The organism is Bacillus sp. PPSBB_2 (assembly GCF_045291115.1).
GTDB classification, from domain to species: Bacteria; Bacillota; Bacilli; order Bacillales; family Bacillaceae_G; genus Bacillus_A; species Bacillus_A cereus.
Map to the genome: position 1 here is coordinate 2,972,203 of NZ_CP147983.1, position 12,657 is coordinate 2,984,859.

Sequence of the window (12,657 nt, forward strand, 5' to 3'; positions counted from 1 at the left end):
TTCTTATGAACTTATTATATGAACTTTTGTCGAAATATGCAAGTATTATTTACTTTCAACAGTTTGGTCACAAAGGAAAAATTAAGCAAAACAGAATTGACTTTAAATGAAACAAAACATATTATAAGTTCATAAGAACTTTTTATTATTTTGGAGGTGAAAAGATGGAAACATTTCATCTCACACGAAACGAAATGGCTACCCTTCTTCTATCACTAAGAGGATGGAATACGAAAAAGCCTCTCGGTATTTTACAAGAAGCTTGGGCAAAGTCACATAAAAAAGATATTGAAAGCGGACAAAGCGTTACAGCTTTTATTACTACCGCACTTTCACCTATTTTTGAAAAGCTGATTAAAATTGACGATACTGATGTCGGTTTTTCTTTAAATGAAATAGTTGCGCTTGGCAATCAGATTGAAAACACAAGTTTCTCTGTAACTGCTATGCAAAACTGGGTGAAACGAGATATAAAAGAAATGATTGGCTCTCCTCAAAAAGGGAAAAAATATTCAATTGAACAAGCAGCCTTACTATTTATTGTCGAAGATTTAAAAACAGCACTTGATTTTGAATCCATTCGTAAGCTATTACGCCTTATTGTAAATGACCCAGCCGATCGAAGTGATGATTTAATCAATCCTGTTCATTTATATGTAGCATACTCTTCTCTATTTGAAGAACTCAATCAAGGGAATTGCTTACAATTAAATGCAACAGATACCGTTCATACAATTGAAAACATCGTAAAAGAAAAAGCTGATAAAATCGCAAGCAAGTTCGATCAAATTAATAACGAACAACGCGAAGCAATTCGTAACGCTATTATTATTGCGACCCTTTCTGTACATACCGCTTATGTACAAATGTTAGCAAAACGTTACGTAACAGCAACTTTATTTTTACAGAACTTAGATGTGAAGCCGTAAAAAACAAGCATCCCCCCGTCATATACGTAGTACAGGGGGATGCTTGTTTTCAATCAATATAAAATACAAAAATCATTTTACATCTAAGTTTCATTCTACAATAGCTCTTGATTATGTAAAAATCATGACTAACCTAACATTCAACAATGTTCATTTCTTTTTATTAAATTCCCATCAGATTTTCTCGATAAACTTAATTACTTCATCTTTATAATTATATTTGTCATTAATTTCTTGTAATAATTCAATATCATGCGTATGAGTTTTTCCTGTCTCTAACAGCTCACGATATAAATCAATATAAGGAAGATTTTTATTTATGGCATTTTTATATTCCTTTTCTACATCGTAAAAAACCTTTTTAAACCTCACATCAGTAATCCCTGCCTCATCAATTTCAAGAATTGCATACTGAGCACGTAAGTCAGAGTTTAGCTTATTCCACTTGTAAAAAGGTTGTCCAACTGTTCCTGGGTTAATAATTAATTGATCATTGCTACTATAGCGCAATAATTGATGGTGGGTATGAGCGTAAATCGCAATATCATAATCACGATCAAATAACCGATCAAACTGTTCCTGATTATTAGTGGGCCACAAATCTCCCCCGTAATTTTTATTTTGTAGATTATGACTAATACTGATTGATAAATCATTAACCTGTTTTGTTATATGTAATGGTAAATTTTTAACATGCTTAATATAGTTTTCATCCAAGTTTTCACATTGATACTGAACTAATCTAGAAACATAAATATCAGTTGCGTTATCAATATCAATATTTTTATTAAGAACGTCAAGAAAACTATCTTCCCAGTTTCCTTGTACATAAGTATCAACGTTAATACTTTCTAATATTTCAAATAAATCATTCGATCCAGGACCAGGCATAATTAAATCTCCTAAAAACCAATAATCAGTCACACCTTCTTTCATAGAATCTTCGATAACTGCTTTTAAAGCAGTTGCATTTCCATGTACATCTGCCAGTACAGCAATTTTATGTTTCATGTATTTTATTCCCTCCTCTAAATTTACGTTTCCATCTCATTCATTTTTTATTTTCGAACCAAATCAAATTGAATAGGCATATTCTTTTTTAGGCAATTTTACTATCTCTTGAATGAAATTTGATTTCTCTAAAATGTCCTCTAACTGCCCCTCACTATAGACGTAAATACCACCTACATATGAACTGTACGCCTTTTTCTCAGTTATTACTGCTAAGGTGCTATTTTCCTTTTTAAAATCACCCTCTAGTCCTTTTTCAAAAGATAAACTTTTGGCTTCTGAAAAATAAAGGTGAATTAACGTCGCTAATTGTACGTCCTCTGATTTTGCAAAGTACTTTATTTCATTTAAAATCATTTCATCTTGTAAAGGAAGAAAGTCTTCTACTTCTAACTTCTCTCCTTTATGAAAGAAGTTTTGAAGTTCAGGAGTATAGAACGAAAGATTTTTCTCCTCTATCATTTTTAAAATTGTTTGCAGCAATATGTCTTTTCCTATCACAAACGGGTGGCCAAATCCATTATTGTAAAGCCCTTCTTTCATTTTCATTAATTGTTCGATGAAGGGGATTCCTGATTCTTCAATAACAAGTTTATCGTCAATTAAACGCATGTTAGCAATCAATTCTTCTATCTGTAAACCTTCTAATTCAAGCGATGAGTAATATAAATCTCTATTCCAAAAATCTAATTGATCCATTCCTAATGAATTAAATAAGAGCTCATCTATAATTGGAAAAACTCCATCTTCTGTTAAAGCTTTCGTTACATCATCTAATAATCTAGGTGTTTGATTTAAAATCGTACGTATTTCTTCGTCCTCTTGAATGATTCGTACCGTCCACTCACCATGATCTTCACCCGATATTTGCTGAAAACAATGTGAATATGGCCCATGTCCAACATCGTGTAGAAGGGCTACAGTAGATACTAGCTTTCGTTCATATTTCGATAAATGTATGTCACCAATCTCAGTAAGATGTTCTATCACTTTATTTACTAGCACATATACACCTATCGAATGTTCTTCCCTCGTATGTATTGCGTTCTCATGTAAAAAATAAGTATGTCCTTGTTGTTTAATATTCGCCAACCTTTGAAATGCTTTTGTATCTATCAATCGAAGGATATCTCTATCACGAATAGAGATTGGTCCATAAATCGGATCTGTAATATACATACGTTCTCCTCCTATTTTTGTAAATGAAAGACCTATACCATTATACTTAATTTTCAGTCTATTATCATTGATATATGAGAAATTTTTAATAATCTTTTCATTAACCCTTCATGAAAACGCGGCTTATATCTTTTACTATAATAATTATGAGAGACATAAAAGAATTGAAATAGCAATCCCCTATGTAAATAAGGTATAATCTACATATAGTGAACCTTTTACGTCATTAAATAAAAGGTTCTTATACTCAAAAATTCATAAACTAGAAGGTGCAACAATGTTAAGTAGTTTTATTCATTCAGTATTAACGTTTTTTGAAGGATTAGGTTATTGGGGCATTATGCTTGGACTTATGATTGAAATTATCCCAAGTGAAATTGTCCTTGCTTATGCAGGATACTTAGTATTCAATGGAAGTATCTCATTTATAGGCGCTGTTGTATTCGGTACAATTGGCGGTGTTATTGCTCAAATCTTTATTTATTGGCTTGGACGATACGGCGGACGCCCTATATTAGAACGTTACGGAAAATATATTTTCATACATAAAAAACAAATAGATGCTGCAGAAGATTGGTTTAATCGTTACGGAACTGGCGTCATTTTTACAGCACGCTTCATTCCAGTAGTGCGTCATGCGATTTCAATTCCTGCTGGTATTACAAAAATGCCATTACTACGTTTCACTACATTAACAGCACTTGCGATTATCCCTTGGTCTATTATTTTCATTTATTTAGGTGAAAAACTAGGTGAAAATTGGGAGAATATAAATGATATTGCTGGTCCGTATGTGAAATCATTCGCAATTGGTGGCGTCGTACTTATACTTTTATACTTCGTTATAAAAAAATGGACAAAAAAGCGTAAAAATCTCGCTTAAGAATATAATAAAAACCGCTATAAATTCATTCGGAATTATAGCGGTTTTTTATTTATATATGAATTAATCTTCAGGAATTATATAACACCTTTCCATCTACATTTACATGGATAAGCAACCATTTAATCATTTCTTTCGTATATTATCTCAAAAAGGAGTGGTTCCCCTATGCATTGGCAGCAAAAAATACCGTACTTAATCGGACGCCCTATCGGCATTTCCTTCATAAATGGACAAGGAACTTCTGGTGTATTATGTTCAGCGCATGATGGTCAATTATATGTGTATGAATACCTTTATCAAGCTCAGTTTGCAATGAAACATTATGATTATAGACAGATTCAAGATATACATGCATTCCCAAATTGTCCTCACCAAAATCCTCTATACTAAAAAAATCGGAACGGCTCATAGCCATTCCGATTTCTATACTTTATTTCTCAGAATAAAATTTCTGCACTGCTTCATCAAAATAAATCCAACCTTTCCAGCCCAAATGAATCGTATCTTTTAAGAAATACTTATCATATTCATGACCAGAGAAATCAATTACTGGATATCCTGCTTTCTCAACCTGTTCTCGAACTTTTTTATAATACACTTCACGGCGTTCTTTCGGGAAGCCAGTATAATCATACCAAGGCCCATTTACAGGTACAGAAATAAAGAGTGGTTTGACATTTTTCTCTTTAAATAACTCTAAAATAATTTGTAAATCACCGTATTCTGGTGATTCATCATATGTTTCATTTGCTCTAAAGTTTTTTAAACCTTTTAGTTTTTTCTTCAGATTATTCTTATGATAATACGGATTTTCAATTCCGAATGTATTTGTAGTAGATTCAGCTTTCCCTTCTTGTTCTGCGTGTTTACGTGCGTCTTCCCAAGAAATTGAACGAAGTCCGATATTTGTTTTCTCTTTCATCGGTTCGATTTTAAATAAAGAGTTAAATAAACCTCTATGATCTAAAATATTTCGATGCATATAAGCAAGTGGTTTAACTAACCCTGCTTTTATGTTATGTTTCGAATCATTATATACAATACCTTCTAATGAATTTTTTAATATATCATCTTCTTGAACAACTTTATAATCTAATAGCCGTTTCGCGATTTGCTTCTTCATTTCTGGATTTATCTCATCATTAAAAATAAAATGATATGCTTGTTGTTTGGAGAAATTATTAGTGAAATCCCCTTGTGATACACCAGTCTTTGTAAACCATTGTGGTGAAAGAACAAAGACTACTTTTTTACCTTCTAATTCATCCATAGTAGATGTCATATTTAAAATATGAGCTAAACTTTGTGTACCACCAGTTCCAATTAAAAACGGTGTAAAACCAGTTGGGTTTACTTTGAAATAATTAGACGGATGATATGCATCCATTCGTAAAAATTCTGATGAACCGTACATCGGTAAATACTGTGAATTCTCTAACATTTTTTGCTGTAAGAAAACACTTTGTAATTTCTCTTTTTGTAAAGAAGTTGCCGCATCTTCTACCTTCTTATCACTAATAAGCGATACTAAACTTTTCGATGGGATTAGAATGATAATGAAAAAAAGCACACACGCTAAAATTATAGGACCAAAAGCATGCTTCATTTTCATCTTCTGTCCCTCTTTCTATCGTTATTAAATTGTAACCCTTGTTTTTGACACGTCATCTTTTCTCTCCTTTTTCTCTATACATGTTCCATTCTATTTATCTATTATATACATGTATGTATTTCCTTACTTGGTCTATTAAGTCCTATATAAATAGCACAAGAAAATGTTTCCATAGAAACACGTTAATTATACAAGATTCTACATAAATTTCACACTGGAATTTCATTAATAATTGTATTTTTTAACAATAAAAAAACATATGAAATGTCTAGAATTCTTCGGATGATGTATGAAGTTCAAAATATGATAATAAACGCCCGCTATGATTAACTTCATGAGTATATATAAACCCGAGCTTTCGTAAAAGTTTTTTCGAGCTCTCATTTGCTACTTTAACTCTAGCAATTATTCTTGTTACATTCAAAGTCTCTATTGCATATTTAATGGAAGCCTCTGCTGCTTCTAATGCATACCCATTCCTCCAATGTTCTGGGTCAAGGAGATACATAATTTCTATTTCACCTGTTTCCTCTACCGTTCTTAAACCACAATGTCCTAAAAGCTTTCCTGTTTTACTATTAAATAACAACCATACCCCGAAGTCATACTGTTCCCAATGTAAGATAAGTTGCCCAATATAATCATTTGTTTCTTCCTTCGACATTCCTCTTGATTTAGCCAACCATTTGCCAACAGTATCTTTTTTTAATATGTTATAAAACTGATTAATATCTTCTACAATTGGTTTCCTCATAAATAATCTTTTTGTATAAATTACTTTCTCTTCTTCAAACATAGACATCATTTCCCCTCCAAATACTGTTTACAGACTAATAAATTATACCATGAACTATTTTTCTAACTTTAAATGAGAAAAACAGACTATCACATACATGAAGTCTGTTTCTCCATCACTTTATTTTTGTACATCTGCCCATTTTAAACTTGTAGCTGGACCAAATTGATGTACATATAAATCTTTCACATAGGGTTTTTGTAAGTAAGATAATCCGCGCTGGAATACTGGAGCAATTACCGCATCATCCAGTAGCATTTTTTCAGCATCTTGCATTGCTTTCCAGCGAGCCTTTTCATCATTACCTAATTCTGTTTTAATCTTCTTAATTAACGCATCATATTCTGGGTTTGCATATTCTGTATTATTGACGCTACTTCCAGAAAGGAATACTTCTAAGTAAGTCATTGGATCTGGATAATCTGGTAACCAGCGTGATAACGACATTTCATATTCTTTCTTCTTCTCAAGTGCTAATTTTTGCGTATGTGGTTGTAATTTCACATTCACTTTTAATCCTGGTAAGTTTTTCTCAAGCTGCTCTTTAATGTACTCTCCAACTTTTTTAAAGTTTTCCAAGTCATAATTTAATAGTTCTAACGTCACTTCATTTGTACCTGTCTCTTGTTTTGCTTTCTCCCAATATTCCTTCGCCTGTTTTACATTTGTCTTATTAAACTCACCAGCCGTACTTCTAAAATCTTTCTTATCTGGGCCCTTTAAAAATCCTTTTGGTACGTAATAGTTTGCTGCAACCGATCCATCATTTAAAAATGAATCTGCGAGTCCCTTCTTATCAAAAACTGTACTTAGCGCAAGACGTGCATTTTTATTTTTAAGAATCGGTACATTTTCATTAAATCGGAAGAAGTACATAACTGGATCTGTATATTGTTTTAACTCTTTATTATTTTTATATTTATCTACGAATTCTGTAGAAATAACAGCTCTATCAACTTTATCTGTTTCATATAAATTTACCGCAGTTGAAATTTCTTTTACAATTTGATAGTTTACTTCATCTAACTTCACTTCTTTTTTATCCCAATACTTATCGTTTTTCTTCATTGTAAAGCTAGCTTCATGCTTCCACTCTGATAATGTAAACGGTCCATTATATACCGCTTTATTTGCTTCTAATCCATATTTATCACCTTGCTCTTTCGCATATTTTTCGTTAATTGGATAGAAGGATGGTAAAATTAATAATTTCGTAAAATACGGTACAGGATGTTCTAGCTCTACGACGAATGTTTTATCATCCTTCGCTTTTACTCCTAATTCATCTAGACCTAGTTGTTTTTTATTTATTTTCTCAGCATTTTTTACATCGTACGCAATGTATGCATATTGAGAAGCAGTATCTGGATTTACCAATTTCTTCCAAGCGTATACATAATCATGAGCGGTTACTGGCTCTCCGTTAGACCATTTCGCATCACGTAATTGGAATGTATATGTTTTTCCATCTTTACTCACTTCATATTTTTGTGCGCCGACTTCAATTACTTCATCATTTTTCGATAGACGAAATAGTCCTTCCATTACGTTATTCAAAACGTTAAACGAGACTGCATCTGTTACTTTCCCTGAATTTAACGACGGAATTTCACCTGTTTCTAGTAACTGTAATACTTTCTTCTCATCTTTCGGCTTTGTTGCAGTTTTTTCTTTTGCGCAACCAACTAAAAATGAAGAAACTAATAGAGTACTAACTAATGAGTAACGAACAACTTTTTTCATTTAAAAACCCCCTTCTATTTTTAAGGTAAGTAACGACGAGCACCAGCGTATTCTTCTATATATCCTGGTGTATTTAGCGGTATAATCTCTACCGACCTTTCAGCTCTTGGTGAGTGAATCATATTGCCATCACCAATATACATTGCAACGTGATGGACACTACCTTTCCCTTGATCATGTGCAAAGAAAATTAAATCTCCTTTTTGTAGATTTTCTTTATCAACTGCAACCCCTGCTCTTGATTGCGGTCCAGAATCTCGCGGAATTGTAATGCCGTGCGATTTATAGATCGTATGTGTGAAGCCAGAGCAATCAAATCCAAAACCACTTGTACCAGCCCATATATACGGTAAGCCTAAAAACATTTTCCCTGTGTTAATTAAATCATCGGCCGCCGGAGTTGGAATATCAGTTTGAGATCGGTAAACTGTTCCATCATTTTTTCGTAGCCATGCTTTCTGACCATTTGGCAACAATACACGGTATGAAATTGTGTCTTCACTTAATAGCGGCAGTCTTGTATTATAACTGACTTCAAGTGATTTATGTTTTTCAGAAGGATTTATATATAAAATCGCTGTTGGTTTGGTTATTAAGACAAAAGGTTCATTTGTTTTATCTGCAAATTCTTGATTATATGTTAATTGTTTTTCAGGCATCCAGCCCGGATAACCTTCTTCATTTCGTGGTGTTGGCTGTCCATGCACTAATACCTTCACCCATTCGCCTTTCTTATCAATAACAGTTACTTCTTGACCGAGTAAAGCTTGTGTTTCTAATTTATTTGCATTTGTTAACCATAGTTTCTCGTCAAGTGTCATTGATTTCGTCCATTTCCATAGATCCACTGGATTTGTTGCACTCGGTGTATCGATTGGTCTTAATGAATCAGGTGCTGTCCATAACGTTGCAGCAGATACATCTATAAATGCTTTATTATCCTTCTTTTCTTCAGCATTTGCCGATGTAAACGATGAAAATATAAATAAAGTTGTTAAAAATGCAGTTCCTACTTTTTTCATATATATCCCCCTTAAAAGATAGTTTACTTGTCTCTTCTCCTAAGATTTACTATTCACTGTCGATTGAAGGTTTACCTTTGATCCAGAATAAGTCATTCCTTCTGGCTCTTCCATTAACCAAAGCGGTGCATCAAGATCAAAATAATGAATATTAGGATGCGCTGCCGCTAAATGCGCAACAGCACTAACGGAAAGTGAAGACTCCATCATGCTGCCCACCATACACTTCACACCAGCTGTTTCTGCGATATCAGCAATACGCCATGCTTCACGTATGCCACCACATTTCATTAATTTAATATTAATGAAGTCTGCATATCTTCCTTGAACGAGCTTTAATGCGTCACTTGCTGAAAATATACTTTCATCGGCCATAATTGGCGTTTGCACACGATCTTTGACGTACTTTAACCCATCCCAATCTTTCGCGTGTACTGGTTGTTCAATAAATTCTATATTTAAATTACGATTTTCCATCTCTTGAATGATAGAGACCGCTTCTTTTGGACTCCAACCTTGATTCGCATCTAAACGTAATGTCGTATTTCTTGGTACCACATTTCGAATTGCCTCAATACGTTCCAAATCTAAATGCGCCTCTTTACCCACTTTAATCTTTAATGTTTGAAATCCTTTTTCTATATGTTTCTTCGCTTCTTTTGCCATTAATACAGGCTCATCTACACTCACTGTAATATCGGTATGAATTTCTTTCTTCCCGCCTAACAATGCATATAACGGCACATTTTGATATTGGCAATATACATCATATAAAGCGATATCTACCGCTGCTTTTGCACTTGAATTTCCAATACAACTCATTTGAATGCGCTGTAGTAACTGCTGAAATTGAATGATATTTTGACCAATTAAACATGAACGCATCGGCCCTAAAATCGCTTCTTCCATTCCGCTGGTGAAATCCCCCGTAATAACTGGCGTTGCGGCTGCAGCCCCCTTACCAATCACTCCTTCGTCTGTATGAATATAAACATCTATACTTTCAATTTCGGTTACAGTACGAAGCGCGGTTTTAAACGGTGTATGCAGTTTTACACGTCTACGATTTACTTTTACATCTGTAATTTTCATTTTGTTCATCCTTTCGTTCTCCAATGAAGTGAAATTTTAATCCACCGGAGATTTATACCCACGGATTATTAGGTAAACCCATTGGGCATTTACTCTCCTATCTCTCTACTTTATTTTCGTTTGCTTTTGATGTAGGACGATAATGTGAAATAAAAAAATCCAGCCATAAGAATGATTCTTACGGCTGGATTTTGTCTATGATTGAGTAGACAAAGCAGCAATCTGATTATATTTTTCCTGTGCATCTTTTAGCGCTACAAGTAACGCTTTTTGAGAAGAACCGAAATATCGGTTCTTTACTTCCATTACTAACGCCGGGTCATTTATATTTTTATGTAGAAATAAATATTTAACAAATTGAGATGTTAATGCAATTGTCGCTGAGCAGTCTGCATCTACAATTTCCCCTGTATCCTTAACAAGTATAAATGCTACGAAATAGCTTTTAAACTTTTCAGTAATGGGATTATTTTGAGGTGCTTTCGCATCCCCTACGATATAAATTGTATTTGAGGCGTACACAGCTATCTTCCTTTCTTATACGAGGATAACGGGTTTCTTAATAGTCGTATGAGCGAGGAACTCAACGTTGATTAAAAAATGTATCCGCTTACCTTGTATTATAATATAATTGACAGAATTTTAACAACATTTATTTTAGTGCATATTCCATATTTATGAAAATAGCTTAAACTCTTCATTTCTACAATATGTGATTGTTCCTTGTACCATGACATTCATACATAAAAAACTGCACCCCCAATTGTTAGACGGTGTCTAACAATTGGGGGTGCAGTTCAATGGCTAACTGTTTTTATTACTTTGGCATCACAAATATAGTTTCATTTGACTTAGAAAATTGATACTCTTTTCTCGCTAACTTCAAAATTTCTTCCTCATCGTCTGTTAAATTTTCTATGTTAGTCTTTAAAGAATCTTTATCTTTTTTTAAAGATACTAATTGCTTCTTTTGATCCGTAATCGTATCTTTCTTTTTATCAATTACTTCTTGTTGTTTCGTTAAAATATATTGAACATATAGAGTAGTTGCCGCAATAAAAAGGACCATTAAAATAAGTCGCCTTAACTTCTTTTTATTTATCCTACGCTTGTCACTAGGTTGTGATAATTGCTCTGGTATATTAGGAACATTTACTCGCTCGAGTTTCCTCATTCAAATCCCCCTAACCCATATTTTTCACTACCATCGGCACGTTTTCTTACTAAACTAAATTCTATTCTTATAAAATAAACTCCTTCACAAAAATATCCCATAAATTAACCAATTAAAGATAGCATTCGACGACATTTCCATATTTACACCGATTTTTTTTATACATGCTGCTATAAAATAGTAGTTTCTGTAATTCTTTTTCTACTATTGTAGAAGAGTTTTTTCACACACAAAATTCCTTCCCCACATATCCATGTTATAACATGCTTACAAGGAGGGGGAATATGTATTACCGCACATTAGGTAAAACTGGAATAACTGTTTCTGAAATAGGTTTTGGCGCATGGGCAATCGGTGGTGATGAATGGGGACCTGTTAACGATAAACAATCTATAACCGCTATAAAAAAAGCAATTGAGTGTGGTGTGAATTTTATTGATACTGCGGATGTGTATGGTTTAGGACATAGTGAAAAGTTGGTAGCTACCGCGATTAAAGGACATCGTAATGATATTATCCTATCAACGAAAGGTGGTTTAATCGGACATCACTACGACCCTAATGGAGTTCCTGTATATGATACTCCCGAAAAAATCATCGCCGTATTCGAAACAAGTTTACAACGTCTTCAAACAGATTATATTGATCTTTATTTTTGTCATATTTGGTGGCATAATCGTAGAGAAACAGAAGCATTTCTACATGCATTTGACATATTAAAACGTGATGGCAAAGTAAGAGCAGTCGGTGTTTCGACTCATGATTTACAATACATTCATCATTTCAATAACAACAACGAAATTGATATCGTACAACTTGATTACAATATATTAAATCGAAAACCAGAAAAAGATATATTACCATTCTTACAAGAGAAAAATCTAGGAGCTGTTATTCGTGGTCCATTAAAAATGGGCATTTTAACTGGAAAATTCACAAATAAAACAATTTTTCCAGATGGAGATTTACGCAAAGATTGGCCAAATGAAACTTGGTTTCAAGAAGACTTACAAACCGTAGAGAAACTTCGGCTGCTCTCAAATAAAAATCAGACCCTAGGGCAACTTGCACTTCGCTATGTACTCTCTCATCCGGCAGTAAGTGTTGTAATTCCTGGTGCAAAAACAGGAACACAAGCACAAGAAAATGCAAATGCATCTGTTCGCCCTATTTTGAGTGATGAAGAGCTTAACTATATTCATTCAATATAAAA

13 protein-coding genes are annotated in these 12,657 nt (G+C 33.5%); 4 read left to right on the forward strand and 9 right to left on the reverse strand.

All coding sequences use genetic code 11. The annotated features are described in order from the left end of the window. Positions 1 to 164: 164 nt before the first annotated feature. Positions 165 to 929 (forward strand): DUF1836 domain-containing protein, encoded by a 765-nt coding sequence (locus V6946_RS14890; protein WP_000447231.1) that lies wholly within the window; start codon positions 165 to 167, stop codon positions 927 to 929. 174 nt (positions 930 to 1,103) lie between these two features. On the opposite strand, the gene V6946_RS14895 is transcribed toward V6946_RS14890, so the two are convergent. Together V6946_RS14895 and V6946_RS14900 are read right to left on the reverse strand one after the other, a co-directional pair. After that, positions 1,104 to 1,940, reverse strand: a complete 837-nt coding sequence (locus tag V6946_RS14895; protein ID WP_000680866.1) for a metallophosphoesterase — start codon at positions 1,938 to 1,940, stop codon at positions 1,104 to 1,106. A 63-nt stretch (positions 1,941 to 2,003) separates the two neighbouring features. Beyond that, positions 2,004 to 3,119, reverse strand: coding sequence for an HD domain-containing protein (locus V6946_RS14900; protein WP_000275988.1), 1,116 nt, complete (start codon positions 3,117 to 3,119; stop codon positions 2,004 to 2,006). Positions 3,120 to 3,396: 277 nt separating this feature from the next. Between V6946_RS14900 and V6946_RS14905 the strand changes: the two genes are divergently transcribed. Together V6946_RS14905 and V6946_RS14910 are read left to right on the forward strand one after the other, a co-directional pair. Beyond that, on the forward strand, positions 3,397 to 4,002 hold the full coding sequence (locus tag V6946_RS14905; RefSeq protein WP_000952913.1) for a DedA family protein: 606 nt from the start codon (positions 3,397 to 3,399) through the stop codon (positions 4,000 to 4,002). A gap of 168 nt (positions 4,003 to 4,170) precedes the next feature. Next, on the forward strand, positions 4,171 to 4,395 hold the full coding sequence (locus V6946_RS14910; protein WP_000558689.1) for a hypothetical protein: 225 nt from the start codon (positions 4,171 to 4,173) through the stop codon (positions 4,393 to 4,395). A 40-nt stretch (positions 4,396 to 4,435) separates the two neighbouring features. On the opposite strand, the gene dltD is transcribed toward V6946_RS14910, so the two are convergent. From dltD to V6946_RS14945, 7 genes are all read right to left on the reverse strand, one after another. Then, positions 4,436 to 5,617 (reverse strand): D-alanyl-lipoteichoic acid biosynthesis protein DltD, encoded by a 1,182-nt coding sequence (gene dltD / locus V6946_RS14915; protein WP_366981912.1) that lies wholly within the window; start codon positions 5,615 to 5,617, stop codon positions 4,436 to 4,438. Between the two features lie 268 nt (positions 5,618 to 5,885). Further along, positions 5,886 to 6,419 carry a GNAT family N-acetyltransferase gene (locus V6946_RS14920; protein ID WP_000061618.1) on the reverse strand — a complete coding sequence of 178 codons (534 nt, stop codon included), beginning with the start codon at positions 6,417 to 6,419 and terminating at the stop codon, positions 5,886 to 5,888. A 114-nt stretch (positions 6,420 to 6,533) separates the two neighbouring features. After that, positions 6,534 to 8,156, reverse strand: coding sequence for a peptide ABC transporter substrate-binding protein (locus V6946_RS14925; protein ID WP_406622058.1), 1,623 nt, complete (start codon positions 8,154 to 8,156; stop codon positions 6,534 to 6,536). 20 nt (positions 8,157 to 8,176) lie between these two features. After that, positions 8,177 to 9,178 carry a C40 family peptidase gene (locus V6946_RS14930; RefSeq protein ID WP_006921880.1) on the reverse strand — a complete coding sequence of 334 codons (1,002 nt, stop codon included), beginning with the start codon at positions 9,176 to 9,178 and terminating at the stop codon, positions 8,177 to 8,179. 39 nt (positions 9,179 to 9,217) lie between these two features. Further along, positions 9,218 to 10,279, reverse strand: coding sequence for a dipeptide epimerase (locus V6946_RS14935; RefSeq protein ID WP_001038463.1), 1,062 nt, complete (start codon positions 10,277 to 10,279; stop codon positions 9,218 to 9,220). A gap of 186 nt (positions 10,280 to 10,465) precedes the next feature. After that, the gene (locus tag V6946_RS14940) at positions 10,466 to 10,792 is read right to left on the reverse strand and encodes a DUF3870 domain-containing protein (RefSeq protein ID WP_366981911.1); all 327 of its coding nucleotides are present in this window, start codon (positions 10,790 to 10,792) and stop codon (positions 10,466 to 10,468) included. 295 nt (positions 10,793 to 11,087) lie between these two features. Next, positions 11,088 to 11,444: a septum formation initiator family protein gene (locus V6946_RS14945; RefSeq protein WP_001228371.1), complete on the reverse strand. Its 357-nt coding sequence runs from the start codon at positions 11,442 to 11,444 to the stop codon at positions 11,088 to 11,090. A 284-nt stretch (positions 11,445 to 11,728) separates the two neighbouring features. On the opposite strand from V6946_RS14945, the gene V6946_RS14950 reads away from it, so the two are divergent. Continuing rightward, positions 11,729 to 12,655: an aldo/keto reductase gene (locus V6946_RS14950; RefSeq protein WP_006921876.1), complete on the forward strand. Its 927-nt coding sequence runs from the start codon at positions 11,729 to 11,731 to the stop codon at positions 12,653 to 12,655. The last annotated feature ends 2 nt before the right edge of the window (positions 12,656 to 12,657 follow it).